General features: G+C 68.7%; 23 protein-coding genes. 17 read left to right on the top strand and 6 right to left on the bottom strand.

Annotated features, from left to right (window positions below; translation table 11 throughout):
- The first annotated feature begins 54 nt into the window (after positions 1-54).
- On the top strand, positions 55-2,679 hold the full coding sequence (gene alaS, locus DIE11_RS19995) for an alanine--tRNA ligase (protein WP_124626709.1): 2,625 nt from the start codon (positions 55-57) through the stop codon (positions 2,677-2,679).
- A 141-nt stretch (positions 2,680-2,820) separates the two neighbouring features.
- On the opposite strand, the gene DIE11_RS19990 is transcribed toward alaS, so the two are convergent.
- Positions 2,821-3,738, bottom strand: coding sequence for a LysR family transcriptional regulator (locus DIE11_RS19990; protein ID WP_124626555.1), 918 nt, complete (start codon positions 3,736-3,738; stop codon positions 2,821-2,823).
- A gap of 124 nt (positions 3,739-3,862) precedes the next feature.
- Here DIE11_RS19990 and DIE11_RS19985 point away from each other — a divergent pair, with 124 nt between their 5' ends.
- From DIE11_RS19985 to DIE11_RS19950, 8 genes are all read left to right on the top strand, one after another.
- Positions 3,863-5,119: a YbfB/YjiJ family MFS transporter gene (locus tag DIE11_RS19985; protein WP_124626553.1), complete on the top strand. Its 1,257-nt coding sequence runs from the start codon at positions 3,863-3,865 to the stop codon at positions 5,117-5,119.
- A 121-nt stretch (positions 5,120-5,240) separates the two neighbouring features.
- Positions 5,241-5,777, top strand: coding sequence for an NUDIX domain-containing protein (locus tag DIE11_RS19980; protein ID WP_059606500.1), 537 nt, complete (start codon positions 5,241-5,243; stop codon positions 5,775-5,777).
- Between the two features lie 139 nt (positions 5,778-5,916).
- Positions 5,917-6,354, top strand: coding sequence for a thioesterase family protein (locus tag DIE11_RS19975; RefSeq protein ID WP_059606502.1), 438 nt, complete (start codon positions 5,917-5,919; stop codon positions 6,352-6,354).
- A gap of 12 nt (positions 6,355-6,366) precedes the next feature.
- Positions 6,367-7,302, top strand: coding sequence for a branched-chain amino acid ABC transporter permease (locus DIE11_RS19970; protein WP_124626551.1), 936 nt, complete (start codon positions 6,367-6,369; stop codon positions 7,300-7,302).
- Positions 7,295-8,521, top strand: a complete 1,227-nt coding sequence (locus DIE11_RS19965; protein WP_124626549.1) for a branched-chain amino acid ABC transporter permease — start codon at positions 7,295-7,297, stop codon at positions 8,519-8,521. The genes DIE11_RS19970 and DIE11_RS19965 overlap by 8 nt, the downstream gene beginning before the upstream one ends.
- On the top strand, positions 8,518-9,267 hold the full coding sequence (locus tag DIE11_RS19960) for an ABC transporter ATP-binding protein (RefSeq protein ID WP_124626547.1): 750 nt from the start codon (positions 8,518-8,520) through the stop codon (positions 9,265-9,267). Before DIE11_RS19965 ends, DIE11_RS19960 begins: the two co-directional genes overlap by 4 nt.
- Positions 9,264-9,968, top strand: a complete 705-nt coding sequence (locus tag DIE11_RS19955; protein ID WP_124626545.1) for an ABC transporter ATP-binding protein — start codon at positions 9,264-9,266, stop codon at positions 9,966-9,968. Before DIE11_RS19960 ends, DIE11_RS19955 begins: the two co-directional genes overlap by 4 nt.
- A 162-nt stretch (positions 9,969-10,130) precedes the next feature.
- Positions 10,131-10,877 carry a glucose 1-dehydrogenase gene (locus tag DIE11_RS19950; RefSeq protein WP_124626537.1) on the top strand — a complete coding sequence of 249 codons (747 nt, stop codon included), beginning with the start codon at positions 10,131-10,133 and terminating at the stop codon, positions 10,875-10,877.
- Between the two features lie 22 nt (positions 10,878-10,899).
- Here DIE11_RS19950 and DIE11_RS19945 read toward each other — a convergent pair whose 3' ends face one another.
- The 5 genes from DIE11_RS19945 to iolC all read right to left on the bottom strand — a co-directional run bounded on the left by DIE11_RS19945 (position 10,900) and on the right by iolC (position 17,227).
- Complete coding sequence (locus tag DIE11_RS19945) at positions 10,900-11,394, bottom strand: heme-degrading domain-containing protein (protein WP_124626535.1); 495 nt, start codon at positions 11,392-11,394, stop codon at positions 10,900-10,902.
- 92 nt (positions 11,395-11,486) lie between these two features.
- Positions 11,487-12,305 carry a 5-deoxy-glucuronate isomerase gene (gene iolB, locus DIE11_RS19940; RefSeq protein ID WP_124626534.1) on the bottom strand — a complete coding sequence of 273 codons (819 nt, stop codon included), beginning with the start codon at positions 12,303-12,305 and terminating at the stop codon, positions 11,487-11,489.
- Between the two features lie 42 nt (positions 12,306-12,347).
- Entirely contained in the window at positions 12,348-13,277 is a 930-nt protein-coding gene (gene iolE / locus DIE11_RS19935) for a myo-inosose-2 dehydratase (RefSeq protein WP_124626532.1), read from the bottom strand.
- A gap of 61 nt (positions 13,278-13,338) precedes the next feature.
- Entirely contained in the window at positions 13,339-15,222 is a 1,884-nt protein-coding gene (gene iolD, locus DIE11_RS19930) for a 3D-(3,5/4)-trihydroxycyclohexane-1,2-dione acylhydrolase (decyclizing) (RefSeq protein ID WP_124626529.1), read from the bottom strand.
- Between the two features lie 46 nt (positions 15,223-15,268).
- Positions 15,269-17,227: a bifunctional 5-dehydro-2-deoxygluconokinase/5-dehydro-2-deoxyphosphogluconate aldolase gene (gene iolC, locus DIE11_RS19925; RefSeq protein ID WP_124626528.1), complete on the bottom strand. Its 1,959-nt coding sequence runs from the start codon at positions 17,225-17,227 to the stop codon at positions 15,269-15,271.
- Positions 17,228-17,535: 308 nt separating this feature from the next.
- On the opposite strand from iolC, the gene DIE11_RS19920 reads away from it, so the two are divergent.
- From DIE11_RS19920 to DIE11_RS19885, 8 genes are all read left to right on the top strand, one after another.
- Positions 17,536-18,462, top strand: a complete 927-nt coding sequence (locus DIE11_RS19920) for a sugar ABC transporter substrate-binding protein (protein WP_059606524.1) — start codon at positions 17,536-17,538, stop codon at positions 18,460-18,462.
- 68 nt (positions 18,463-18,530) lie between these two features.
- On the top strand, positions 18,531-20,105 hold the full coding sequence (locus DIE11_RS19915) for a sugar ABC transporter ATP-binding protein (RefSeq protein ID WP_124626526.1): 1,575 nt from the start codon (positions 18,531-18,533) through the stop codon (positions 20,103-20,105).
- Positions 20,106-20,132: 27 nt separating this feature from the next.
- Positions 20,133-21,158: an ABC transporter permease gene (locus DIE11_RS19910; RefSeq protein WP_014722872.1), complete on the top strand. Its 1,026-nt coding sequence runs from the start codon at positions 20,133-20,135 to the stop codon at positions 21,156-21,158.
- 49 nt (positions 21,159-21,207) lie between these two features.
- On the top strand, positions 21,208-22,119 hold the full coding sequence (locus tag DIE11_RS19905; protein WP_059606530.1) for a sugar phosphate isomerase/epimerase family protein: 912 nt from the start codon (positions 21,208-21,210) through the stop codon (positions 22,117-22,119).
- A gap of 59 nt (positions 22,120-22,178) precedes the next feature.
- Positions 22,179-23,192: a Gfo/Idh/MocA family protein gene (locus DIE11_RS19900; protein WP_124626524.1), complete on the top strand. Its 1,014-nt coding sequence runs from the start codon at positions 22,179-22,181 to the stop codon at positions 23,190-23,192.
- Between the two features lie 39 nt (positions 23,193-23,231).
- Complete coding sequence (locus tag DIE11_RS19895; RefSeq protein ID WP_124626522.1) at positions 23,232-24,158, top strand: TIM barrel protein; 927 nt, start codon at positions 23,232-23,234, stop codon at positions 24,156-24,158.
- A gap of 32 nt (positions 24,159-24,190) precedes the next feature.
- Positions 24,191-25,363: a Gfo/Idh/MocA family protein gene (locus tag DIE11_RS19890; RefSeq protein WP_124626520.1), complete on the top strand. Its 1,173-nt coding sequence runs from the start codon at positions 24,191-24,193 to the stop codon at positions 25,361-25,363.
- 257 nt (positions 25,364-25,620) lie between these two features.
- Positions 25,621-26,505 carry a MurR/RpiR family transcriptional regulator gene (locus DIE11_RS19885; RefSeq protein ID WP_124626518.1) on the top strand — a complete coding sequence of 295 codons (885 nt, stop codon included), beginning with the start codon at positions 25,621-25,623 and terminating at the stop codon, positions 26,503-26,505.
- The last annotated feature ends 2 nt before the right edge of the window (positions 26,506-26,507 follow it).

The following is a 26,507-nucleotide window of genomic DNA, read 5'->3' as shown; positions in this document are numbered from 1 at the left end:
CCGCGAGGACGGCCGGCGTTTGAAGCCGTCTCAGCCAGACATTCCCCGCACGCCATGAAAGCTGCCGAAATCCGCGAGAAATTCCTCAAATTCTTCGAATCGAAGGGCCACACGATCGTCCGCTCGTCGAGCCTCGTGCCCGGTAACGACCCCACGCTGATGTTCACGAACTCGGGCATGGTCCAGTTCAAGGACGTGTTCCTCGGCACGGACCCGCGTCCGTACTCGCGCGCCACCACGGCGCAGCGCAGCGTGCGCGCGGGCGGCAAGCACAACGACCTCGAGAACGTCGGCTACACGGCGCGCCACCACACGTTCTTCGAGATGCTCGGCAATTTCTCGTTCGGCGACTACTTCAAGCATGACGCGATCAAGTTCGCGTGGGAACTGCTGACCACGGTCTACCAGCTGCCGAAGGAAAAGCTGTGGGTCACCGTCTACCAGGAAGACGACGAAGCCTACGACATCTGGGCGAAGGAAGTCGGCGTGCCGACCGAGCGGATCATCCGCATCGGCGACAACAAGGGCACGCGCTACGCGTCGGACAACTTCTGGACGATGGGCGACACGGGCCCGTGCGGCCCGTGCACGGAAATCTTCTACGACCACGGCCCGGACGTCTGGGGTGGTCCGCCGGGATCGCCCGAAGAAGACGGCGACCGCTACATCGAGATCTGGAACCTCGTATTCATGCAGTTCAACCGCGACGCGCAGGGCAACATGACGCGCCTGCCGAAGCAGTCGGTCGACACCGGCATGGGCCTCGAGCGTCTCGCCGCGGTGCTGCAGCACGTGCATAGCAATTACGAGATCGACCTGTTCCAGAACCTGATCAAGGCCGCCGCGCGCGTGACCGAGATCAGCGACCTGAACAACAACTCGCTGAAGGTGATCGCCGATCACATCCGCGCGTGCTCGTTCCTGATCGTCGACGGCGTGATCCCCGGCAACGAAGGCCGCGGCTACGTGCTGCGCCGCATCGTGCGCCGCGCGATCCGCCACGGCTACAAGCTCGGTCGCAAGGGCTCGTTCTTCCACAAGCTGGTGGCCGACCTCGTCGCCGAGATGGGCGCCGCGTATCCGGAACTGAAGGAAGCCGAACAGCGCGTGACGGACGTGCTGCGTCAGGAAGAAGAGCGCTTCTTCGAGACGATCGAACACGGGATGTCGATCCTCGAGGCCGCGCTCGCGGATGTCGAGGCGAAGGGCGGCAAGGTGCTCGACGGCGAACTCGCGTTCAAGCTGCACGACACCTACGGCTTCCCGCTCGACCTCACGGCCGACGTGTGCCGCGAGCGCGGGATGACGGTCGACGAGCCGGCGTTCGACGACGCGATGGCGCGCCAGCGCGAACAGGCGCGCGCGGCCGGCAAGTTCAAGGCCACGCAGGGCCTCGAATACTCGGGCGCGAAGACCACCTTCCACGGCTATGAGGAAATCGCGTTCGACGACGCGAAGGTCGTCGCGCTGTACGTCGACGGTTCTGCCGTCAACGAAGTGAAGCACGGCCAGGATGCGGTCGTCGTGCTCGACCACACGCCGTTCTACGCGGAATCGGGCGGCCAGGTCGGCGACCAGGGCGTGCTCGCGAATGCGTCGACGCGCTTCGCGGTGGCCGACACGCTGAAGGTGCAGGCCGACGTGATCGGCCACCACGGCACGCTCGAACAGGGCACGCTGAAGATCGGCGACGTGCTGCGCGCGGAAATCGACGCGCACCGCCGCGCGCGCACCCAGCGCAACCACTCGGCCACCCACCTGATGCACAAGGCGCTGCGTGAAGTACTCGGCGCGCACGTGCAGCAGAAGGGTTCGCTCGTCGACGCGGAGAAAACCCGCTTCGACTTCGCGCACAACGCGCCGATGACCGACGACGAAATCCGTCGCGTCGAGCAGATCGTCAACAACGAAATCCTCGCGAACGCGCCGGGCATCGTGCGCGTGATGCCGTATGACGAAGCGGTGAAGGGCGGCGCGATGGCGCTGTTCGGCGAGAAGTACGGCGACGAAGTGCGCGTGCTCGACCTCGGCTTCTCGCGCGAACTGTGCGGCGGCACGCACGTGCACCGCACCGGCGATATCGGCTTCTTCAAGATCGTCGTCGAAGGCGGCGTCGCGGCCGGCATCCGCCGCGTCGAGGCGATCACCGGTGACAACGCGGTGCGCTATGTGCAGGAGCTCGACGCCCGCGTGAACCAGGCGGCGGCGGCGCTGAAGGCACAGCCGTCGGAGCTCACGCAGCGCATCGCGCAGGTGCAGGACCAGGTGAAGTCGCTCGAGAAGGAACTGGGCGCGCTGAAGTCGAAGCTCGCATCGAGCCAGGGTGATGAACTCGCGCAGCAGGCCGTCGAAATTGGCGGTGTGTACGTGCTCGCGGCGACGCTCGACGGTGCCGACGCGAAGACGCTGCGCGAAACGGTCGACAAGCTGAAGGACAAGCTGAAGAGCGCGGCGATCGTGCTCGCGGCCGTCGAAGGCGGCAAGGTCAGCCTGATCGCGGGCGTCACGCCGGACGCGAGCAAGAAGGTCAAGGCCGGCGAGCTCGTGAACTTCGTCGCGCAGCAGGTGGGCGGCAAGGGCGGCGGCCGTCCGGACATGGCGCAGGCAGGCGGCACGGAACCGGCGAACCTGCCGGGCGCGCTGGCAGGCGTCAAGGGCTGGGTTGAAGAGCGTCTTTGATCGGCATGGCTGATGCGATGCGGTCTTGCTGACCCCGTCGCAGCGCACGAGAAAACGACCCGATCGGCGGTGGCCGGTCGGGTCGTTTTGTTTTTGCCGGTGCGCAGGATGAGCGCATGCCGGCGCGTCGGCGCGGCGGAATCAGGCCGGTAATGCCGTTGCCGGCAACGAGGGCGAATCTCCCGACTGCCGCGCGGCATCGCCGAGCGCATCGCGCAACGCGGCGAGTGCCGCCGACGCGTAACCGTGCCGCCACGCGAGCAGCGTGTCGATTGCTTCGAGTTCCGCGATCCTGTGGGCGGCGACGTTGCCGGTCTCGGGCTGAAGCTCGAGCACCGAGCGCGGCGCGACCGCGACGCCCGCACCGGCCGCGACGCACGCGACGATCGCGTGATACGAACCCAGTTCGAGCACGCGCGCGGGTTTCATCCCGTGCGCCGCATACCATCGCTCGACATACTTCCGGTACGTGCAGCCGCGCTCGAACGCGATCAGCGTCGGCAGGATCACGTCGCGCGGCGTGCGCACCGGCGGATGGCCGCGCGGCGTCAGCAGCACCAGGTCCTCGCGGAAGATGGGCACCGTCTCGAACGTGTCGGGCAGCGTGTCCGGCTCGGGCGGCCTCGCGAACAGCGCCGCGTCGACCTCGAAGTCGCGCACCTTGTCGATCAGCCAGCCGGTCGTGCCGGTCACGAGTTCCAGCGACACGTCGGGCCACGCATGGTGATAGCGCGCGAGCACGGCCGGCAGCCGGCTCGCGGCCGTGCTTTCCATCGTGCCGAGCCGCAGCCGCCCGCGCGGCGTATCCTCGCGCACGGCGTCGCGCGCCTCGTCGGCAAGCTCGAGCAGTCGCTCCGCGTACGGCAGCAGCGTATGCCCGGCCGGCGTCAGCACGAGCCGGCGGCCGTCGCGCACGAACAGCGCCGCGCCGAGTTCCTCCTCGAGCTGCTTGATGCGCGTCGTCACGTTCGACTGCACGCGATTGAGCTTCGCCGCCGCGCGCGTGATGCCGTTCTCGCGCACGACGGCCCTGAAAATCGCCAGCGCCGCCAGGTCCATGATTCTCTCCGTGAGATTGCTGGATTCTCAATTATTCGTTTTTAGAGAACGTTCGGTCAAGCTACGATACAAGCAATCCGATTCTCGTTCCGGCCGTTGCGCAACCCGCGCGGCCCATGCCGCCATGTCCCGTTCCGATGCTCCGAGCGCCGCCGGCGTACCCCTTTCCGATGACGCCGACCGTCGCGCCCGCGCGGTCGCGCTTGCCTGCATGATCGGGCTTGCCGTCGCGCTCGGCATCGGCCGCTTCGCGTTCACGCCGCTGCTGCCGCTGATGCTCGCCGACGGCTCGATCGGCCTGAAAGCCGGCAGCTGGCTCGCGTCGGCGAACTACGCGGGCTATTTCGTCGGCGCGGTCAGTTGCGCGGCGATGCGCGTCGCGCCCGCGCGGATGGTGCGCTTCGGGCTTGCCGCCACCGTGCTGCTGACCGCCGCGATGGGCATCGGCCATGTGCTGCCGGTGTGGCTCGTGGTGCGCTTCGTCGCGGGCGTCGTCAGCGCATGGACGTTCGTGTTCGTGTCGCAATGGGGGCTGCGGCGGCTCGCCGAACTGCACGCGCCCGAATGGAGCGGGGTGATCTACGCGGGGCCCGGCGTCGGCATCGTGCTGACGGGCCTGATCGGCAGCGCACTGGCCGGCCATCGCGCCGCGCCCGGCTGGCTCGGCTTCGCGGCGTTGTCGGCGGTGTTGTCGATCGCGATCTGTCGCACGTTCGGCAGCGCGCCGGTGCCGGCGGCGGCAGGCGCCACGTCGGCCGCGCCCGTCCTGCATGCGGCGACGGACGCGGCACCGCACGACGCGCGGCGCCATCGGGCCGACGCCGCATGGCTCGTCGTCCTGTACGGGATGCCGGGTTTCGGCTACATCATCACCGCGACGTTCCTGCCAGTGATCGCGCGCGCCGCGCTGCCGGCCGGCTCGCCGTGGCCGGACCTGTTCTGGCCGATGTTCGGCGCGGCGCTGATCGTCGGCGCGATCGCGGCCGCGCGGCTGCCCGGCCATTGGGACAACCGGCTGCTGCTCGCCGCCGGTTGCGCGACGCAGGCGCTCGGGATCGCGGCGGGGATCGTGTGGCCGAATGCGGTGGGCTTCTCGATCGGGAGCGCGCTGCTCGGCCTGCCGTTCACCGCCATCACGCTGTTCGCGATGCGCGAGGCCCGGCGGCTGCACGGCGAACGCGCGGCCGGGCTGATGGGCTATGCGACCGCGTCCTACGGGGTCGGGCAGATTCTCGGCCCGCTCGTCGCGGCGCCGCTGACCGCGCGTTTCGGGTCGTTCTCGCCGGCGCTGTGGGTCGCGGCGGGTGCCTTGCTCGTCGGTGCCGCCGGCTTCGCGGCGACGGCCGCACGCGGGCGTGCGCAACCGCGCATGCAACCCTGACATCATCGGGGCCGGATCGTCAGCGACGCGGGCAAACTCGCTAGAATGAAGCCTTTCCTGCGCCGAGCGGGCGTGCGAGGCGGCTTGCCGGCCGCCGTCGGCGCCTGCCAGATCCCCATCGATGACCATCGCCGACTACCGTTTTTGCCCGCGCTGCGCGCGTCCGCTGACCGAGCGCGCCGATCCCGAACACGAGGGCGGGCGCGTCCGCCAGGCCTGCCCGGATGACGAGTGTGGCTACGTGCACTGGAACAACCCGCTGCCGGTGGTGGCCGCGATCGTCGAGCTCGACGGCAAGATCCTGCTCGCGCGCAATGCGGCCTGGCCGGAGGGGATGTTCGCGCTGATCACCGGTTTCCTCGAGAACGGCGAGACGCCCGAGGACGGCATCGCGCGCGAGGTGTTCGAGGAAACCGCGCTGAAGGCCGAGCAGGTCACGCTGGTCGGCGTCTATGAATTCATGCGCAAGAACGAGCTGATCATCGCGTACCACGTGCGCGCGTCGGGCACCGTCGCGCTGTCGCCGGAGCTGCTCGAATACCGGCTCGTCGAGCCGCCGTTGCTGCGCCCGTGGCGCGCCGGCACCGGCTACGCGCTGGCCGACTGGATGCGCGCGCGCGGCCTCGATTTCGAATTCGTCGATCGAGCGGGGCAGTGACGGGCCGCGCCGCTCCCGGAATGTCATCCGCCGCGCCGCGCGCGATCGCGACGCGGCATCCCGCCGTTGGCCGGCGCGCCGTCGCGAACGGCCATCGCGCGCCGTCCGCTGCGCCTTCTTCATCCTGACTGCCATCGCCATGTCCGACAAGCCGCAGCCGCGTTCCCGCGACGCCTATCGCCACTTCCTGCCGATCACGACCCGCTGGATGGACAACGACGTCTATGGGCACGTGAACAACGTCGTCTACTACAGCTACTTCGACACCGTCGTGAACGAATACCTGATCCGCGCGGGTGTGCTCGACGTCGAGCACGGGCAGACGATCGGGCTCGTGGTCGAGACGCAGTGCAACTACTTCGCGCCGCTCGTGTTTCCGCAGTCGGTCGATGCGGGGCTGCGCGTCGCGAAGCTCGGCACGTCGAGTGTGCGCTACGAGATCGGACTGTTCGCGGCTGGGGAAGCCGCGCCGGCCGCGCAAGGGCATTTCGTGCACGTGTACGTCGATCGCGGCACACGCCGCCCGGTGCCGCTGCCCGACGCGCTGCGCGCGGCGCTCGAACCGCTCGCCGGCTGACGGGCGCGCGGCGTGCACGCGTTCGCGCTCCAGGCGTTCAATGGCCTCAGCTACGGGTTGCTGCTGTTCATGCTGTCGGCTGGCCTCACGCTGATCTTCAGCGTGCAGGGCGTGCTCAACTTCGCGCACGCGAGCTTCTACATGCTCGGCGCATACATTGGATACAGCATCGCGGCCCGCGCGGGTTTCTGGGCCGCGCTCGCGCTCGCGCCGCTCGCGGTCGGGTTGCTCGGCGCCGGCTGCGAGCGCTGGCTGCTGCGTCGCGTACAGCCGCATGGACACACGAGCGAACTGCTGCTGACCGTCGGGCTCGCGTACCTGATCGGCGAGGGCGCGAAACTCCTGTGGGGCCTCGCGCCGCTGCCGGCGCCGGTGCCGCCGCTGTTCGACGGTGCGCCCGTGGCCGTGTTCGGCCTCGCGCTGCCGCGCTACCGGCTCTTCATGATGGCGATTGCCGCGGCGATGCTGGTCGCGCTCGGCGCGCTGCTGCGCGCGTCGCGCATCGGGCTCGTCGTGCGCGCCGCGCTCACGCACCGCGCGGCCGTCGAGGCGCTCGGCTACGACGTGCCGGGCGTGATGACGGGCCTGTTCGGCGCCGGCACCGCGCTCGCGGCGCTGGCCGGCGTGATCGGCGCGCCGCTTGCGGTGATCGAACCGGCGCTGGCCGAGACCGTCGGGTCGGTGGTGTTCGCGGTCGTCGTGATCGGCGGGCTCGGCTCGCTCGGCGGCGCGTTCGTCGCGTCGCTTGCGGTCGGCTTCGCGCAGACCTTCGCGGCGGCCAGCGACACGTCGCTGCGCGACCTCGCGCAATGGTCGGGTGTCGCGCTGCCCGACAGCGTCGCTGCCGTGTCGATCGCGCAGCTCGCACCGCTGGTCCCGTACCTGCTGCTCGTCGCGGTGCTGGTCGCCCGCCCGCGCGGACTGTTCGGCGAGCGTGTCGATGGCTAGCCGCGCACGGGCCGGCGCACTGCGCTGGGTGCTGTTCGCCGCGTGCGTCGCGCTGCCCGCGTGGCTGTGGCCGCACGGCGCGGTGCTTGGCTATCTCGCACAGACGGCCGCGCTCGTCGTGCTCGCGCTGTCGTACAACCTGCAGCTCGGTACGACGGGGCTGCTGTCGTTCGGTCATGCAGCCTTCGCGGGCCTTGGCGCATTCGCCGCCGCGCATTGGTTCAATCATGTCGGCGGCCCGCTGCCGCTGTTGCCGCTCGTCGGCGGCGTGGCCGGCGCGGGCTTCGGGTTCATCGCCGGACTGCTCGCGACACGCCGCGCGGGCACCGTGTTCGCGATGATCACGCTCGGCCTCGGCGAGTGCGTCGCGGCTGCGGCGTGGAGCGTGCCGGCGTGGTTCGGCGGCCTCGGCGGCGTACCGATCGACCGCGCGAGCGGCACGCCTTTGGGCGGCTGGCATTTCGGCGCGCAAACGCAGGCCTACGCCGTGATTGCCGCATGGTGCATCGTCTCCGCGGTGGCGATGCACGCGCTGACGCGCACGCCGCTCGCGCGGCTCGCGAACGCGGTGCGCGACAACCCCGCGCGCGTTGCCGCGCTCGGCACCGAGCCGCGTCGCGTGCGGCTTGCGATGGTGACCTGCGCGTCGTTCTTTGCGGGCATTGCCGGCACGTTGACGCTGATCGACGTCGAGATCGCGACGCCCGACAGCGTGTCGATGGCGCGTTCGGCGACCGTGCTGATTGCAGCAGTGATCGGCGGCACCGGCACATTCTTCGGGCCGGCGGCCGGCGCGGTGGTGCTGACCGCGCTGAGCGTCGTCGTCGCGGGCGTGTCGCGCGCATGGGCGCTGTATCTCGGCCTCCTGTTCGTCGCGGTCGTCGTCGCGGCGCCGCGCGGGATCGCGGGCATCGCGCAGACGCTGGCGCATGCGTTGCGCGGCGACGCACCTCCCGCCGAGCGCTGGCGCGTGCTGTGTGGCGTCGGCGCATGTGCGTTCTGGGCCGTCGCGATCGTCTGCGCGGCCGAGCTCGGCTATGCATGGCGCTTCGCGCAGGACGACGGCACGGGCATCGCGTTCGGCGCGTGGGGCATCGACGCCGATGCGCCGGCGGGCTGGGCCGTCGCATGCTCGGCGGCCGGCATCGGCACGTTGCTGTGGGGCTGGCGTGCACGGTTCCAGAGCCACGGGCAAGGCAAGCGGGGGGACGGGCGATGAGCGGCAGCGCGATCGAGTTGCACGGGATCGTGCAGCGCTTCGGTGTGCAGACCGTGCTCGACGGCGTCGAGCTGAACGTCCCGGCCGGCGAGCGTCACGCGCTGATCGGGCCGAACGGCGCGGGCAAGTCGACGCTGTTCGGCGTGATCGCCGGCGCGACGCGGCCGACGCGCGGGCGCGTCCTGCTGCACGGCGTCGAGCTGCGCGGGCGCGGGCCGATCGTGGCGAGCCGGCTCGGCGTCGGCCGCAGTTTTCAGCAGACGAGCGTGTTCGCACGATTGAGCGTGTTCGACAACCTGCGCTGCGCGGCGCTGCATGCGCCGGCCGAGCGGCCGCGCTGGTGGAACCGGCTGCGCGAATCCGCGTCGGTCGATCGCGTGGCCGCGCGTGTGCTGAGCGACATCGGTCTCGATGGGCGGCGCGACACGCCGGCCGGCGAACTCGGCTATGCGGAGCAGCGCGCGCTCGATCTCGGCATCGCGCTCGCGAGCGGCGCGCGCACGTTGCTGCTCGACGAACCGACGGCCGGCATGAACCGCGACCAGGCGGCGCGGATGATCGCGCTGATCCGTGCGACGACGCAGGGCCGCACGGTGTTGATGATCGAGCACGACATGGATGCGGTGTTCGGCTTCGCCGAGCGCATCACGGTGCTCGTGCGCGGCGCGGTGGTCGCAACCGGCGCGCCCGACGCGATCCGCGCGGACCGGGCCGTGCGCGCTGCCTATCTTGGCGAGGGCGCATGAGCGTGCTGCTCGACATTCGTGGCCTGCGCGCGTGGTACAGGATGCAACCCGTGCTCGACGGTGTCGATCTCGCGCTCGCGCCTGGCGAGACGCTCGCGCTGCTCGGCCGCAACGGCTCGGGCCGCTCGACGCTCGCGAAGGCCGTGATGGGACTCGTGCGCACGGCGGGTTCGGTGCGCGTCGCCGGCGCCGAATGCGCGGGCGCGCGCACCTTCGAGATCGCGCGGCGCGGTGTCGCTTACGTTGCCGAAAGCCGCGACGTGTTTCCGCTACTGAGCGTGCGCGACAACCTGCGGCTCGGGCTGCGCGGCGTGCACGGCACGGCCGAACGCGCGGCGCTCGACCGGTTGCTCGCGCGCTTTCCGCTGCTGGCCGCGCGGGCGGACGTGAAGGCCGGACGGCTGTCGGGCGGCGAACAGCAGGTGCTCGCGCTGGTGCGCGCGCTCGCGGGCCGCCCGCGCGTGCTGATCGTCGACGAACCGGCCGAAGGGCTCGCGCCGCTCGCGGTCGACGAGGTGGGCGCCTGTCTCGCCGCGCTGCAGGCCGACGGCGTCGCGATCCTGCTGATCGAGCAGCGGCTGCAACTCGCGCCGCGGCTCGCGCGGCGCGTCGCGGTGATGGGGCGGGGACGGATCGTCTACGACGGCGCGCTCGGCGCGCTCGGCGCCGACGTCGTCAGTGCGTGGCTGAGTGCCGGTTGAGCGCAAGCGCGCCGATTGTTCGGCAAACCCCGCCAGTCAATTCGTGTCGAGCCGCTTTATCGCCGTCGCGCGAACCGCGAATATTGCCAGCAAGGCCGGCGCGCCGCGCACGCGGCAACCGGCCCTCATCCATCGAATGTCTTCCGACTGAGGAATGAAATCATGAGCAAGCTGACAGGCAAGGTAGCGATCGTCACGGGCGGGTCCAAGGGAATCGGCGCCGCGATCGCGAAGGCGCTGGCCGCCGAAGGCGCGTCGGTCGTCGTGAACTACGCGAGCAGCAAGGCCGGTGCCGACGCCGTCGTGAGCGCGATCGTCGAAACGGGCGGCCGTGCGGTCGCGGTGGGCGGCGACGTGTCGAAGGCAACGGACGCGCAGCGCATCGTCGATGCCGCTATCGAAAACTATGGCCGTCTCGACGTGCTGGTCAACAACTCCGGCGTCTACGAGTTCGCGCCGATCGAGGCGATCACCGAAGAGCACTACCGCCGGCAGTTCGACACAAACGTGTTCGGCGTGCTGCTGACGACGCAGGCCGCCGTCAAGCATCTCGGCGAAGGCGCGAGCATCATCAACATCAGCTCGGTCGTGACGAGCATCACGCCGCCCGCGAGCGCCGTGTACAGCGGCACCAAGGGCGCCGTCGACGCCATCACCGGCGTGCTCGCGCTCGAGCTCGGCCCGCGCAAGATCCGCGTGAACGCGATCAACCCGGGCATGATCGTGACCGAAGGCACGCACAGCGCGGGCATCATCGGCTCGGATCTCGAGAAGCAGGTGCGCAGCCAGACGCCGCTCGGCCGCCTCGGCGAGCCGGACGACATCGCGTCGGTCGCCGTGTTCCTCGCATCGGACGACTCCCGCTGGCTGACCGGCGAGCGCCTCGTCGCGAGCGGCGGGCTGCACTGATCGCGCGAGTCGGCGCGCGCGGCTACGCGATCATCGCGATCGCGTTCGCGCCGACATGCCAGCGCAGGCTCTCGATGACGAGTGCGTGATCGCGTGCGTCGTCGAGCCCTGCGATGGTCATCGCGCCGACGATGCCGCCGCCGGCAAGCCGCAACGGCACGCCGCCGCCATCGAGCGCATAGTCGGCGTCCGACAATCCCTGCGACTGCAACGACCAGCCGGCGCGGCGAAAGCGCGCGCCGACCTCGAACGAACTGACGCCGAAACGGAACACCGTGTTCTGTCGTCGGCGGATCGCGTCGCTGTCGTTGGCGCGGCTGCCGTCCAGCGCGCAATAGAACAGCGGCGCGGCTTCACCGACGATGCCGACCGCGATCGGCAGCCCGCGGCGCGCCGCGAGATTGATGGCGATGTCGCCGAGCCGGCGCGCGACGTCGGCATCGAAGTGCGACAGCATCGGCGTCGACGCGATGTCGCAGATGGGCGCGGGTGCGAAACGGGGGAAGGTGGTCGCCATGGCAACTCCGTGTCGTCGCAAATGCGGCTCACGCACGCGTTTTCATCCTGCGTCTCGCGCGCCGGCCGTCGATCGTTCAGCGCATCGATGCGTCAGCGCCCGGGTGCCGCGTCGAGCATCCATTCGTGCGCGGGGTCGTTCTTGAATGCCCACGCGCGGCTCGGCCCGGCCATCACGTTCAGGTAGTACAGGTTGTAGCCATGCGGCGCGACCACCGGGTGATAGCCGCGCGGCACCAGCACCACGTCGTGGTTCTCGACCGCGCACGCCTCGTCGAGGCTGCGGTCGTCCGTGTACACGCGCTGAAACGCGAAACCCTGCGGCGGATCGATCCGGTGGTAATAGGTTTCCTCGAGCGACGTCTCGTCCGGCGCCGCGTCGCGATCGTGCTTGTGCGGCGGATAGCTGCTCGAGTGGCTCGCGGGCGTGATCACTTCGACGACGAGCAGCCGGTCGGCGGCCGGATTGTCGCCCATCAGGATGTCGCACACGTAGCGCGTGTTGGTGCCGTGCCCGCGCACCGCGCGCCGCATCCGTTCGCCGTCGAGGCGCTGCACGCGCTTGTCGCCGCTCGCGTAAGGCGCGGTGCACAGCGCGACTTCCGCATCGCGCGTCGCGACCAGCGTGACGGTCTTGCCGCCCGGCACGTACAGCGCGTCCGGCGACACTTCCTCGAACACGCTGTCGCGCTTGCCGAGCGCATCGTACGTCTCGCCGTCGACTTGCGCGCGCAGCGTACCGGTGAGCACGACGACGCACAGTTCGCGCGCGCCGGTATCGAGCGTTTCGGTGTCGCCGGCCTTCAGGCGCAGCGCGCGAAAGCCGACATGTTTCCAGCCGGCCGACTCGGGCGTCACGTTGCAGATTTCGCGGTCGGCGGATGCTTTGACCAGCAGGGGAGAAATCGTCATGGAACGGGGCTCCGCAATGGGGTGACAGCGGGGTGACAGGGCTTACGCGCTCAACCGGTCGACGATCGCGCGCAGCGATTCGTAGCCCTTCTTCGCATACTGATAGCTCGGCGCGACGGCCGGGTCCTGCTCGGCCTCGACCACGAGCCAGCCTTCGTAGCCGGCGTCCTTCAGCGTGCGAAGCGTCGCTTCGTAATCGAGCGCGCCGTCGCCCGGCACCGTGAAGGTGCCGTTGATCACGCCGTTCAGGAAGCTCCAGCCGCCGTTGCGCGCCTGCGTGACGACCTGCGGCCGCACGTCCTTGCAGTGCACGTGCACGACGCGCGACACGTGTTTCTTCAGCAGTGCGACGGGATCGGCCGCGCCGCCGAAATACGCGTGACCGGTGTCGAACAGCAGGAACACCTTCGCCGGATCGGTCAGCGCCATCAGCCGGTCGACGTCGGCGGGCGATTCGACGTAAGCGCCCATGTGGTGATGGTAGGCGAGCTTGATCCCGTAGGTCTCGAGCAGGTGCGCGCCGAATGCGTCGAGGCGTGCCGCATAGCGTCGCCAGGCTTCATCGTCGACGAAACGCGGACGCTTCGCGACCGGCGTGTCGATGCGGCCCTGGATCGTGCCCGCGCATTCGCCGTACACCGCGACCTTCACGTCGTTGAACTGCAGCTTCGTCATGTGCGCGCGGCAGCGCTCGATTTCGGCGGCGAGCGCATCGGCGTCGCTCATGCCCGGTTCGACTTCCGCGAGGAAGCCCGAATACCAGCCCGACACGCATACGAGCCCGAATTCGGCGAGCTTCGCCTTCAGCTCGGGGCCCGTCTTCGGAAACTTGTTGCCAAGCTCGAAGCCCGCATAGCCGATTTCGGCGCCTTCCTTCAGCGCCGTCTCGAGCGGCGTCTCGCCGCCGAGCGACGGCAGGTCGTCGTTCATCCACGACAGGGGATTGATACCGATGCGAACGTTCCAGCTCATGACTTGCTTCCTTGGTTCGAATGTTGTTGTCGCGGAGCGGCGGATTGAAACGGAAAGCGTGTCAGCGCCGCTGCCGGGTCTTCGCGTCGAGATACGCGCGATGCGCATCGTCGACGCCGGCGCGCGCGGACACTTGCGGCACCGCGACTTCCCACCACGCGCCGCCGTCCGCGGTCGTGCGCTCGTGCGTCGTGTCGATCACGATGACCTGGCTCGTCTTCGCCGCGCGCGCACGCTTCATTTCGCCGCGCAGCTCGCCGACGTCGCGCACGTGCACGGCTTCGGCGCCCATCGCGCGCGCATGCATCGCGAAGTCGATCGTCGAGCGTTCGCCGCCCTCGGGCACGCAGTCGTCGAGCATGTTGTTGAAGCTCGCGCCGCCGCAGTTCAGTTGCAGCCGCTCGATGCAGCCGTAGCCGCGGTTGTCGAGGATCACGACGATGATCTTGCGGCCGAGCATCACGGACGTCGCGAGCTCCGCGTTGAGCATCATGTACGAGCCGTCGCCGACGATCACGATCACTTCGCGCTCGGGCCGCGCGAGCTTCGCGCCGAGGCCGCCCGCGACCTCGTAGCCCATGCACGAGTACGCGTAGTCCATGTGATAGTTGCCCGGCACGCCGCTGCGCCACAGCTTGTGCAGCTCGGCTGGCAGCGTGCCGGCCGCGCACACGACGAGATCGTCGCGCGCGCTGTCGTGCCCCGCGTCGGCCGCGGAGTCGCGCACCGCGCCGATCACTTCCGCGTCGTACGGCAGCGTGTCCTTCGGCACGCGCGTGGTCAGCTCGGTCACGCGCGCGTTCCACGCGGCGGCCTGGTCGCGGTTCGCGGCGGTCCACGCCGCATCCGCCTGCCAGCCCGCGAGCGCGGCCGACAGCTGGCCGAGGCCGGTGCGCGCGTCGGCGATCAATTGCCGGCCGCGTTTCTTGCCCGCGTCGAACGGCTGCACGTTCAGGCTCAGCAGCGTCGCGTTGCCGAACAGCGCGTGCGAGCCGGTCGTGAAGTCCTGCAGGCGCGTGCCGACCGCGAACACCACGTCGGCCTGTGCGGCCGCGCGGTTCGCGGCAGGCGAGCCCGTCACGCCGATCGAGCCGAGGTTCAGCGGGTGGTCCCACGCGAGGCTGCCCTTGCCGGCCTGCGATTCGGCGACCGGCACGCCATGCGTGTCGGCGAACGTGCGCAGCGCGTCCCATGCCTGGCTGTACAGCACGCCGCCGCCGGCGACGATCAGCGGCTTCTTCGCGGCCTTCAGCACGTCCAGCGCATCCGCGAGTTCGAGCGAGTCCGCGGGCGGCCGGCGCATCCGGATCACCGGTGGCGCGAAGAAATCCTCCGGCCAGTCGTACGCGAAGGTCTGCACGTCCTGCGGCAGCGCGAGACACACGGGTCCGCACTGTGCGGGATCGGTCATCACCTGGATCGCACGCGGCAGCGCCACGAGCAGCTGTTCCGGCGACGTGATCCGGTCGAAGTAGCGCGTCACCGGCCGGAAGCAGTCGTTCGCGCTGACGTCGCCCTGTTCGAAATCCTCGATCTGCTGCAGCACCGGGTCGGGCAACCGCGACACGAACACGTCGCCGGGCAGCAGCAACAGCGGCAGCCGGCCGACGTGCGCGAGCGCGGCGGAGGTCAGCATGTTGGTCGCGCCGGGGCCGATGCTCGACGTCACCGCCATCATTCGCTGGCGGAAATTCGCTTTCGCGAACGCGACGGCCGCATTCGCCATGCCTTGCTCGTTGTGCGCGCGGAACGTCGGCAGCCGGTCCTTTTCGGCGTGCAGCGCTTCGCCGAGCCCGGCCACGTTGCCGTGCCCGAAGATCGCGAAGACGCCGCCGCAGTACGGCAGGATTTCGGTGCGGCCGTCCGGCTGGACGACTTCGGCGCGCAGGGCGGCCAGGTAGCGCACGAGCGCCTGGCTGACGGTCAGTCTCACGGTGGTGGTCATCGTCTGTCGATCAAGAGGAGTCGGGTGGTCGTCACGGACATCTGCATCAGGCTGCTGCCGCGGTGCGCGCGGCGGCGCGGCGGCCGAGCCAGGCGTCGACCAGCTGCGCGAAATTGCCGGCCACTTCGTCGATCAGCGCCTGGTCGTCGATCCGGCCGGCGAGCCAGTGCAGCGACGCGTCGGCCCACAGCGTACGGCCGACCATGAAGCCCTTGACGATCGGGTTGGTCGCCGAGCGGAAGCTGTCGACGAGATACTGCAGCGGCTGGTTCAGCCCGAGGATCACCGCGCCGCGGCAGTACGGGTCGCGCTCGGCAACCAGCGTCTCGAGCCGCGCCCAGCCGTCGGCGCTCATCGGCGCGAGCTTCCACCACTCGGGCATCACGCCGAGGTTGTAGAAGCGCGCGACCGTGCGCAGCACCGCGTCGTCCTCGGTGCCGGCCGGCGTGACCGCGCGCGGCGGAATGATTTCCAGCAGCAACTCGTTGCCGCTCGCGCGCGTGGCTTCCCACAGCTCCAGCACGCGCTGCTCCTGCGCGACGCGCAGGTCGACGTCGTCATCGGGGTGGTAGTGGACGAGGCACTTCACGACCTGCTCGGTCGGCCAGTGCGTGAGCGACGAGCCGACCGAGCGCGTGTCGTCGAAACACAGCGGCCGCGAGCCGGGCAGTTCGACCGGGCGGCCGACCCACCAGCCGCGGCCGGTGGCCGACGCGAGCGCGTCGCTGCCGTACGCGCCGCCGTCGATCAGCACGCCGACATGGCCTTCGATATGGCGATCGCGCTCGACCTGTTCGGCCGCGCGCACGAGCAGGCGCTTCAGCGTCTTGATCCGCGCCTCGTCCGCGCCGGCCTGCACCGCGAGTTCGTAGAACTGGCTGCGATGGTCGAACGCCATCACGCACAGGTCGTCCCATTCGCGGCGCGGCACCGTCACGCGATGCAGGTGCGCGAGCGTGCGATCGGCGTCCACCCGCGGATTGCGGCTGCCGCCGAACCAGTGCGCGAGCTCGGCCGGCGTCGGCATCGCGGCCGAACACGCGTGGCGCGACACGACGATCGCGCCGCACGCATTCGCGATGCGCGTCGATTCGGCCCAGTCGCGCCCGCGCAGCAGCCCGGACAGCAGGCCCGACAGGAACGCGTCGCCCGCGCCGAGGACGTTCAGCACTTCGACGCGTTCGCCATGGAAGGTCGGCGCATCCTCGATGCGTGCAGGGATGTCGCCCTCGATCACGCAGCAGCCGAGCGCACCGCGCTTGACCACCAGCGCCGCGCCGCTCGCGCGGCGCACGGCCTGCAGCGACGCGATCAGGTCGTGCGGCACGCCGCCCGCGATCAGGAATTCTTCCTCGGTGCCGACCAGCAGATCGAATTCGCCGAGCACCTGCTGCAACTGCCGTGTGACCTGCGCGTCCGGCACGTAACGGTTTTCGCCCGCGCCGCGCGCGGTCAGCCCCCACAGCACCGGCCGGTAATCGATGTCGAGGATCCGCACGACGCCGTGGCGGCGCGCGTAGCCGAGCGCGGTCAGCGATGCCTCGCGGGTGCCCGGCGTCGACAGATGGGTGCCCGTGATCGCGAGCGCGCGGCAACCGGCGATGAAGTCCTCGCGGATCTCGTCGGCGCGCAGGGCCATGTCCGCGCAGTTCTCGCGCACGAACAGCAGCGGGAACGTGTCGCGATCCTTCAGACCGAGCAGCACCAGCGCGGTCAGCCGTTCCGGATCCGTCTGCAGCTGGCTCGTGTCGCAGCCTTCGCGGTCGAGCGTCTCGCGCACGAAGCGGCCCATCTGCTCGTCGCCGACGCGCGAGATCATCGCGGTCTTCAGCCCGAGCCGGGCGACGCCGAACGCGACGTTGCCCGACGAGCCGCCGAGATACATCTGGAAGCTGCGCGCGTCTTCCAGGCGGCTGCCGTATTGTTGCGCGTAAAGGTCCACGGCGACGCGGCCGAGGCAGGCGAGATCGACGGGGCGGTCAGTCGGAAAGTTCAACGGGCTCATATCACGTATCACGCTCGCGGCCGGCGTTCGACCATGCCGGCGGATTGGGGACCGATCCAGCGACGGATCTTCGTCGCATGTCACGACGCGACGCGAATGCGCCTGCCGCAACGACTCGGGCTACGGAACGGAGTCTAGACTTTTTGGAAATCCAGTTCCCTAGGTGAAATCACGTAGAAATAAATTTCCAAATATTCGAGGAAGTGATCTACAGTTTCATCCGGATGCTTCAGTCCGTTATCGGACTCGGCCCGGCGGCGCGCAACGCGCCGTTTTCCGCCCCCCGGAGATGAGGAGACAGAGTGATCATGAAGACCAAGCTGATGGCCGCCGCGGCCGCCGCGATCCTGGCCATGCCGCTCGCGCATGCCGAGAAGATCGGCGTGACGATGGCATCGTTCGACGACACGTTCCTGACAATCCTGCGCAACAGCATCGCCGATTCGGCGAAGAAGGACGGCGCGACCGTACAGATCGAGGACGGCGGCAACGACGTCGGCAAGCAGTTGAGCCAGGTCCAGAACATGATCGCGCAGAAGGTCGACGCGATCATCGTGAATGCGGTCGACACCGACGCGACGCCGAAGATCACGAAGATGGTGACCGCCGCGAAGATTCCGCTCGTCTACGTGAACCGCAAGCCGGTCGATTTCGAGAAGTTGCCGGCCGGTGTCGCGGTGGTCGCGTCCGACGAGAAACAGTCCGGCACGCTGCAGGCGCGCCAGGTGTGCAAGCTGCTCGGCGGCAAGGGCGACATCCTCGTGCTGATGGGCGAGCTGTCCAACGAGTCGGCCCGCGCCCGCACCAAGGACATCGAGGACGTGATCGCGACCAAGGACTGTTCCGGCATGAAGATCGTCGACAAGCGCGAAGGCAAGTGGAGCCGCACGCAGGGCCAGGACATCACGATGAACTGGCTGAGCTCCGGGACGAAGTTCGACGCGATCGTGTCGAACAACGACGAAATGGCGATCGGCGCGATCAACGCGCTGAAGGCCGCGCGCAAGCTGACGCCGAAGACGGTCGTCGCGGGCATCGACGCGACGCCGGACGGGCTCGCGGCGATGAAGAGCGGCGACCTGAAGGTGTCCGTGTACCAGAACGCGGCCGGGCAGGGTGCGCAGGCCGTCGCGACCGCGCTGAAGCTCGCGAAGAAGCAGCCGGTCGACCGTTACGTGAACGTGCCGTTCGAGCTCGTCACGCCCGAGAACATGAACCAGTACGCGAAGCACTGACCGGTTTTTCCGCTGAACTGCGCGAGCCCGGCGCGTCCGGGTTCGCGTGTGAATTTCGAGGAACGTCCATGTTTACAGCCAGGATGGCGCGCTCGATGGCCAGCGAAAGCGCGCCGGCCGCCTCGCTCGCCGCATCGGGTTCGTCCGCTGCGCCCGTCGACGATTGCCTGCTGGAGGTGCGCGGCGTCGGCAAGTCGTTTCCCGGCGTCGTCGCGCTCGACGGCGTGCAGTTCCGCGTGCGTCGCGGCACCGTGCATGCGCTGATGGGCGAGAACGGCGCCGGCAAGTCGACGCTGATGAAGATCATCGCCGGCGTCTACACGCCCGACCAGGGCGAGATCCTGATCAACGGCGAGCCGGTCGTGCTGAGCGGCCCGCTCGACGCGCTCGATCGCGGGATCGCGATGATCCACCAGGAACTCAACCTGATGCCGTACATGACGGTCGCGGAGAACATCTGGATCCGCCGCGAACCGAAGAACCGCTTCGGCCTGATCGATCACGCCGAGCTGCGCCGCCGCACCGCTGCGCTGTTCGAGCGGCTGTCGATCGACATCGACCCTGAAGCCGACGTGCGCACACTGACGGTCGCGAGCCGCCAGATGGTCGAGATCGCGAAGGCCGTGTCGTTCGACTCGGACGTGCTGATCATGGACGAGCCGACTTCCGCGCTGACCGACAAGGAGGTCACACACCTGTTCCGGATCATTCGCCAGCTGCGCGAGCAGGGCAAGGGCATCGTCTACATCACGCACAAGATGAACGAGCTGTTCGAGATCGCCGACGAATTCTCGGTGTTCCGCGACGGCAAGTACATCGGCACGCATGCGTCGACCGATGTCACGCGCGACGACATCATCCGGATGATGGTCGGCCGCGAGATCACCCAGATGTTCCCGAAGGAGGAGGTGCCGATCGGCGACGTCGTGCTGGCCGTGAAGAACCTCGGCGTCGACGGCGTGTTCCGCGACGTCAGCTTCGAGCTGCGCGCGGGCGAGATCCTCGGTGTGGCGGGCCTCGTCGGGTCGGGGCGCTCGAACGTCGCAGAGGCGCTGTTCGGCGTCGTGCCGGCGACCTCGGGCGAGATCCGGATCGACGGCAAGCCGGTGCGAATTTCCACGCCCGCGCAGGCGATGAAGCACGGGATGGCGTTCCTCACCGAGGACCGCAAGGACACCGGCTGCTTCCTGAATCTCGACCTGCTCGCGAACATGGAAGCAGCGGTGCTCAGCCATCGCTACGTGAAGTTCAATTTCGTGCGGCAGGCGCAGTTGAAGCGCGACTGCGAGGAAATGAGCCGGATGTTGCGCGTGAAGACGCCGGGGCTGCACGAGGAAATCCAGAACCTGTCGGGCGGCAACCAGCAGAAGGTGCTGATCGGCCGGTGGTTGCTGACGCAACCGCGCATCCTGATCCTCGACGAGCCGACGCGCGGGATCGACGTCGGCGCGAAGGCCGAGATCCACCGGCTCGTCAGCGCGCTCGCCGGCAAGGGCGTCGCGGTTCTGATGATCTCGTCGGAAATGCCGGAAGTGCTCGGCATGAGCGACCGCGTGATGGTGATGCACGAAGGCCGGATGACCGGCATCGTCGAGCGCAAGGACGCCGACCAGGTCCGCATCATGGACCTGGCCTCGCGCTGAGCCGCAACAAGCATGGAGACAACTGAAATGGGCAACCTGAATCCGGTCGCGGACGCGCAGTCCATGACGATCAAGACGCGGCACGCGAAGTGGCCGCCCGAGCTGAGCATCTTTCTGGTGCTGGTGGGCATCAGCCTGTTCTTCGAGGTGATCGGCTGGCTCGTCGTCGGCCAGAGCTTCCTGTTCAACGCCGAGCGGCTCGAGATCATCGTGTTGCAGATGGCCGTGATCGGCATCATCGCGGTCGGCGTGAACCTCGTGATCATCACCAGCGGGATCGACTTGTCGTCGGGGTCGGTCGTCGCCGCGGCGGCCGTCGTGTCGGCCAGTCTCGCACAGGTATCCGATTTTCCGCGCGCGGTGTTCCCGCACCTGACCGACCTGCCGATCATCTGGCCGGTGCTGGCCGGCGTGTGCGTCGGCCTGCTGGTCGGCCTCCTGAACGGCTCGCTGATCGCGCTGACGGGAATCCCGCCGTTCATCGCGACGCTCGGCACGATGGTTGCCGCGCGCGGCTTCGCGAAGTGGTTCACCAACGGGATGCCGGTGTCGATGCTGACCGACCAGTTCGCGGCGATCGGCGCGGGGGCGAACCCGGTCATCATCTTCGTCGTGGTGGCCGCGATCTTTCACGTCGTGCTGCGCTACACGCGCTTCGGCAAGTACACGTACGCGATCGGCGCGAACCGTCACGCGGCCGTCGTGTCGGGCATCAACGTCACGCGTCACCTGGTGTTCGTCTATGCGATCGCGGGCCTCTTGAGCGGGATCGCCGGCACCGTGACGGCCGCGCGTGCGATCTCCGGCCAGTCGGGCATGGGCGTGATGTACGAGCTCGACGCAATCGCGGCCGTCGTGATCGGCGGCACGTCGCTGTCGGGCGGTCTCGGGCGCGTGACGGGCACCGTGATCGGCGTGCTGATCCTCGGCGTGATGACGTCGGGCTTCACGTTCATCCGGATCGACGCGTATTACCAGGAGATGGTCAAGGGCGCGATCATCGTCGCGGCCGTGATCGCCGACCAGTATCGCAACAAGAAGTCGCGCCGCTGAGCGCACGCCTGCGCTCGCGTCAGCCACCCCCATTCGCGAAGGAAGCCCGATGAAGATTGCGCTGGATCCCTACATGATTCGCCACCTGCCGCTCGACCGGCTGCCGCACGCGGTGGCCGAGCTCGGCTACGACCAGATCGAGTTGTCGCCGCGCAGCGACTTTCTCGACTGGTGGGTGATGCCGCGTGCGACCCGCGAGCGCATGGCCGCGTTCCGCCAGGCGATGCGCGCAAGCGGCGTCGGCCTCGCGTCGCTGCAGCCGATGTACCGTTGGGCGAGCCCGTTCGACGACGAGCGGCAATGGGCCGTGCGGTGCTGGAAGAAGGCGATCGAGGTCGCGGTCGAGATGGAGTGCGCGCTGATGGTGTCGGAGTTCGGGCGCGGCGCGTCGCCCGAGCGCTCGGTCGGCGAGCGGCCGGGGGCGAACCCGAAGGAGCTGTGCGAGGCCGCATGGTTCCGGTCGATGGACGAACTGCTGCCGATTCTGGAGCGCGAACGCATCGTGCTGTCTGTCGAGCCGCATCCGGAGGACTGGATCGAGCAGCTGCAGCCGGCGATCGACATCGTCACGAACCTCGGCTCGCCGTCGCTGAAGCTGTCGTACATCGCGCCGCACACGTTCTACTACGGCGACGACATGGCCGCGATGATCGCGCAGGCCGCGCCGATCCTCGCGCACGCGCGCGTGGCCGATACGTTCGACCACCGCAAGAGCAGCCAGCTGCGCTACATCGTGAACCCGCCCGGTTCGAACCAGATCCGTGTGCACCAGCATCTCGACATCGGGCAGGGCGAGATCGACTGGGACGTGTTTTTCCGCGCGCTCGGCACCGCCGGCTTCGACGGCGTGATGTCGTCGTGCGTGTTCGCGTGGGAGGACCGCGCGGAAGCATCGTCGCGCTACATGCGCGACACCATCCAGCGCTACGTCGATCGCCATTTCGACCGCACCGCGCGCTGACCGATTGTTGACCGGCGCGGCACGGGCCGCGCCGCTGATGAACGACTGGAGACTCGTAGATGACCTTGCAAATCGGCGTGATCGGCTGCGGCGCGATCGGCCAGGACCATATCCGCAGACTGACCCGCACGCTGTCCGGCGCGCGCGTCGTGGCCGTCAACGACATCGATCCGCAGCAGGCGCGCGACGCGGTGACGAAGTACGGGCTCGATGCGGAGATCTACGGCGACGGCCACGAGGTCGTCGCGGCCGCCGACGTGCAGGCCGTGCTCGTCACGTCGTGGGGGCCGACGCACGAAGCGTTCGTGCTCGACGCGATCGCGCACGGCAAGCCGGTGTTCTGCGAGAAGCCGCTGGCCGTCACGGCCGACGGCTGCATGCGGATCGTCGAAGCCGAAGTCGCGCACGGCAAGCGGCTCGTGCAGGTCGGCTTCATGCGGCCGTACGACGAAGGCTACCGCGCGCTGAAGCGCGTGATCGACAGCGGCGAAATCGGCGCACCGTTGATGCTGCATTGCGCGCACCGCAACCAGTCGGTCGGCGAGCGCTACACGACCGACATGGCGATCACCGACACGCTGATCCACGAACTCGACGTGTTGCGCTGGCTGCTCGGCGAGGATTACACGAGCGCGCAGGTCGTCTATCCGAAGAAGACGCGCCATGCGTTAGCGCATCTCGCCGATCCGCAGATCGTGCTGCTCGAAACCGCGAGCGGCGTGCGCATCGACGTCGAGATCTTCGTGAACTGCCAGTACGGCTACGACATCCAGTGCGAGGTGGTCGGCGAGCAGGGCATCGCAAAGCTGCCCGATCCGCCGGCCGTCGGGCTCAAGCATGCGGCACGGCAGTCGGTCGAGATCATGACCGACTGGAAGGAGCGCTTCATCGCGTCGTACGACGTCGAGCTGCAGGCGTTCATCGACGGCGTGCGGCAGGGCGCGCTGACCGGGCCGTCCGCGTGGGACGGCTACGCAGCGGCGGTCGCGGCCGATGCGTGCGTGCGCGCACAGAAGAGCGGCGCGGTCGAACCGATCGCGATGGCCGACCGTCCCGCGTTCTATCGCGGCTGATCCGCGGCCACCCGCCGCTTGTCTAACGGACCGACCGACATGACGATGAAGATTGGCTGCGCACCGTGCTGCTGGGGTGTCGACGACGTGAAGAACCCGCACCTGCCGCCGTGGCGGCAGGTGCTCGCCGAGGCCGCGCAGGCCGGTTACTCGGGCATCGAGCTGGGGCCCTACGGCTACATCCCGCTCGAACTGGACGTGGTGAGCGCCGAGCTCGAGCAGCAACGCCTGAGCATCACCGCCGGCACGATCTTCGACGATCTCGTGTCGCCGGAGAACCTGCCGAACCTGCTGCGCCAGACCCGCGACATCTGCGCGCTGATCACGCGGCTGCCCAGGCTGCCGACGCAGGACGGCCAGCGCCATGCGGCGCCGTACCTGGTCGTGATGGACTGGGGCCACGAGGAACGCGACTACGCGGCCGGCCACGGCGATCGTGCGCCGCGGCTGTCGGACGAGCGCTGGTCGACGACGGTCGACCATATCCGGCAGATCGCGACGATCGCGCGCGACGAGTTCGGCGTGCGCGCGGTGATTCATCCGCACGCGGGTGGCTACATCGAGTTCGCGGACGAGATCGACCGGATCGTCGCGGACATTCCGGCCGACACGGCCGGCCTCTGTCTCGACACGGGCCACCTGTACTACTCGGGCATGGAGCCGGAAGCCTGGCTGCGCCGTCACGCGGCGCGCGTCGACTACGTGCATTTCAAGGATATCGACGCGGCGGTGTACGACGCGGTGATGGGCGAGCACATCGCGTTCTTCGCCGCGTGCGCGCGCGGCGTGATGTGCCCGATCGGCACCGGCGTGCTCGACTACCGCGCGATCCGCCAGGCGCTCGACGAGATCGGCTACGCCGGTTACATCACGATCGAGCAGGAGCGCGACCCGCGCAACGCCGGCACGAGCCTGCGCGACGTCGCCGCGAGCCGCGCGTTTCTCGCGTCGGCCGGTTTTGCATGATCTTATGAACACGTACCAGGAACACCACCATCATGATTGACGGACAGATTCTGCTCGGGCATTCGATTCCCTGGGGCATGGTCGGCGGCGGCCTCGGCAGCCAGATCGGCTACAGCCACCGATCGGCCGCGTTGCGCGACGGCAGTTTCCAACTGGTCGCCGGCGCGTTCGACATCGATGCCGAGCGAGGCCGGCAATTCGGCGTGAAGCTCGGTGTCGACGCGCAACGCTGCTATTCCGACTACCGGACGATGTTCGAAGCCGAGGCGAAGCGCGCCGATGGCATCCGCGCGGTGTCGATCGCGACGCCGAACAACACGCACTTCGAGATCTGCCGCGCGGCGCTGAGCGCTGGGCTGCACGTTGTCTGCGAGAAGCCGCTGTGCTTCACGACCGAGGAGGCCGAGGCGCTGCAGCGGCTGTCGGTCGAGAAGAATCGCATCGTCGGCGTCGCGTACGGTTATTCCGGACACCAGATGATCGAGCAAGCGCGCGAGATGATCGCGCGCGGCGATCTCGGCGAGATCCGCATCGTGCAGATGCAGTTCGCGCACGGCTTCCACAGCGAGGGCGTCGAGGCCGCGAGCGCGGCTGCACGCTGGCGCGTCGACCCGAAGTTCGCGGGCCCGAGCTACGTGCTCGGCGACATCGGCACGCATCCGCTGTACATCTCGGAAGTGATGGCGCCGGAACTGAAGATCAAGCGGCTGATGTGTTCGAGGCAGAGCTTCGTGAAGAGCCGCGCGCCGCTCGAGGACAACGCGTTCACGATCATGGAATACGACACCGGCGCGATCGGCTACGTCTGGTCGAGCGCGGTGAACGCGGGGTCGATGCACGGACAGAAGGTGCGCGTGATCGGGTCGAAGGCGAGCGTCGAATGGTGGGACGAGCATCCGAACCAGTTGCGCTACGAAATCCAGGGGCAGCCCGCGCAGGTGCTCGATCGCGGAATGGGGTATCTGCATCCGCAGGCATTGCGCGAGGATCGCATCGGCGCCGGGCATCCGGAAGGGCTGTTCGAAGCGTGGTCGAACCTGTACGCGCGCTTCGCGCTCGCGATGGACGCCGCCGATCGCGGCGACGGGCAGGCGTTGGAGGGCATCCATTTTCCGGACGTCCGCGCGGGTGTCGAGGGCGTGCGATGGGTCGAGAACTGCGTGCGCTCCGCCGATGCGGGCGGCGTGTGGGTCGACTATCGTTGAGCGATGGAGGGGCGATGCCGGCGTCGGCGTCGGTGAACGCCCTAGTCTTTACGCCGGGGCAAGCACGTTGGAAAATCGTTTCCAGCCAAGCCGTGGAGCGTGTGCAGGTGATGATCGAGCGCGTGGGAGCGAGCGTGCGGCGCGGTCCGTGCCGCAAACGTGATTAAATTCGCCCTTCATGCATGTGTACAGGTGAGTCCCGGGCGGCGTGCGTCGGTATCGCGCGCGCATCGGGGCCGTCAATTTCGCGCTATCCGATGAGTTCATCCGAGAAACCTCCCGCCACCGTCGAGCAGTTCCTGCAGCATCTGACGCAGGAGTACGACGGCCTCAGCAATCGCCTGAAGGTGATCGCGCGTCACGTGGAAACGAATCGGGATCAGCTTGGCCTGGAAGGCATCCAGTCGCTCGCGGAGGCGTGTGGGGTCCAGCCGTCGGCCGTCGTGCGGTTCGCGAAGCATTTCGGCTTTTCCGGCTTCTCCGAGATGCAGCGATTGTTCCGCGAGGGCCTGGCCCAGCAGATCGCGCCGGGCCGCGCGTACAACCTGCGATTGCGCGACGTCATCGAATCGGGCTCGTCGAGCCTGCAGCCCGAGCAGATCGCCGACGAATTCATCAAGGGCAGCATTGCCGGGATGCAGCAGCTGCGGCAGACGCTCGACCCGCAGGCGCTCGCGCAGGCCGTCGACCTGCTCGCCGACACGCAGGCAATCTGGATCGCCGGCTCGCGCCGCGCGTTTCCGATCGCCGTCTATCTCGACTACGCGCTGCAGCACACCGACAAGCGCATCGGCCTGTTCAGCGCGCTCGGCAGCATGCATCTCGGGCAGATCCGGTCGGTGCGCGAAGGCGACGTGATGATCGTGATCTCGTTCATGCCGTACGCGGAAGAGACGGTGCAGGTCGCGCAGCAGGCCGTGCAGCGCGGCGCGCGCCTGATCGCGATCACCGACAGCCGGATGAGCCCGCTGGCGCGGGATGCCGAGGTGACGCTGATGGTGCAGGACAGCGCGACGTTCGGGTTCCGTGCGCTGACCGCGACGATGGGCCTCGCGCAGAGCCTGTTCGTGGCGCTCGCATACCGGCTCGAGCTGTCGTACCTGCCGACCGCCGACGGAGCGCACGGCACGAAGGCCGGCTGACA

The sequence above is a fragment of the Burkholderia sp. Bp9012 genome (assembly GCF_003853825.1).
Taxonomy (GTDB): domain Bacteria; phylum Pseudomonadota; class Gammaproteobacteria; order Burkholderiales; family Burkholderiaceae; genus Burkholderia; species Burkholderia diffusa.
The sequence above is the reverse complement of the archived record's forward strand: the minus strand, read 5'-3'. Positions and strand labels throughout refer to the sequence as shown.

Bases quoted from the DNA above. Each gene is read 5' to 3' on its own strand.
- iolE (WP_124626532.1), bottom strand. From the start codon at position 13,277: ATGAGCTGGAACGTTCGCATCGGTATCAATCCCCTGTCGTGGATGAAC.
- iolC (WP_124626528.1), bottom strand. From the start codon at position 17,227: ATGAGCCCGTTGAACTTTCCGACTGACCGCCCCGTCGATCTCGCCTGC.
- DIE11_RS19990 (WP_124626555.1), bottom strand. From the start codon at position 3,738: ATGGACCTGGCGGCGCTGGCGATTTTCAGGGCCGTCGTGCGCGAGAAC.
- DIE11_RS19955 (WP_124626545.1), top strand. From the start codon at position 9,264: ATGAGCGTGCTGCTCGACATTCGTGGCCTGCGCGCGTGGTACAGGATG.
- DIE11_RS19900 (WP_124626524.1), top strand. From the start codon at position 22,179: ATGACCTTGCAAATCGGCGTGATCGGCTGCGGCGCGATCGGCCAGGAC.
- DIE11_RS19920 (WP_059606524.1), top strand. From the start codon at position 17,536: ATGAAGACCAAGCTGATGGCCGCCGCGGCCGCCGCGATCCTGGCCATG.
- DIE11_RS19905 (WP_059606530.1), top strand. From the start codon at position 21,208: ATGAAGATTGCGCTGGATCCCTACATGATTCGCCACCTGCCGCTCGAC.
- DIE11_RS19890 (WP_124626520.1), top strand. From the start codon at position 24,191: ATGATTGACGGACAGATTCTGCTCGGGCATTCGATTCCCTGGGGCATG.
- DIE11_RS19980 (WP_059606500.1), top strand. From the start codon at position 5,241: ATGACCATCGCCGACTACCGTTTTTGCCCGCGCTGCGCGCGTCCGCTG.
- DIE11_RS19950 (WP_124626537.1), top strand. From the start codon at position 10,131: ATGAGCAAGCTGACAGGCAAGGTAGCGATCGTCACGGGCGGGTCCAAG.
- alaS (WP_124626709.1), top strand. From the start codon at position 55: ATGAAAGCTGCCGAAATCCGCGAGAAATTCCTCAAATTCTTCGAATCG.
- DIE11_RS19945 (WP_124626535.1), bottom strand. From the start codon at position 11,394: ATGGCGACCACCTTCCCCCGTTTCGCACCCGCGCCCATCTGCGACATC.
- DIE11_RS19985 (WP_124626553.1), top strand. From the start codon at position 3,863: ATGTCCCGTTCCGATGCTCCGAGCGCCGCCGGCGTACCCCTTTCCGAT.
- DIE11_RS19965 (WP_124626549.1), top strand. From the start codon at position 7,295: ATGGCTAGCCGCGCACGGGCCGGCGCACTGCGCTGGGTGCTGTTCGCC.
- DIE11_RS19975 (WP_059606502.1), top strand. From the start codon at position 5,917: ATGTCCGACAAGCCGCAGCCGCGTTCCCGCGACGCCTATCGCCACTTC.
- DIE11_RS19910 (WP_014722872.1), top strand. From the start codon at position 20,133: ATGGGCAACCTGAATCCGGTCGCGGACGCGCAGTCCATGACGATCAAG.
- iolD (WP_124626529.1), bottom strand. From the start codon at position 15,222: ATGACCACCACCGTGAGACTGACCGTCAGCCAGGCGCTCGTGCGCTAC.
- DIE11_RS19915 (WP_124626526.1), top strand. From the start codon at position 18,531: ATGTTTACAGCCAGGATGGCGCGCTCGATGGCCAGCGAAAGCGCGCCG.
- DIE11_RS19895 (WP_124626522.1), top strand. From the start codon at position 23,232: ATGACGATGAAGATTGGCTGCGCACCGTGCTGCTGGGGTGTCGACGAC.
- iolB (WP_124626534.1), bottom strand. From the start codon at position 12,305: ATGACGATTTCTCCCCTGCTGGTCAAAGCATCCGCCGACCGCGAAATC.
- DIE11_RS19885 (WP_124626518.1), top strand. From the start codon at position 25,621: ATGAGTTCATCCGAGAAACCTCCCGCCACCGTCGAGCAGTTCCTGCAG.
- DIE11_RS19960 (WP_124626547.1), top strand. From the start codon at position 8,518: ATGAGCGGCAGCGCGATCGAGTTGCACGGGATCGTGCAGCGCTTCGGT.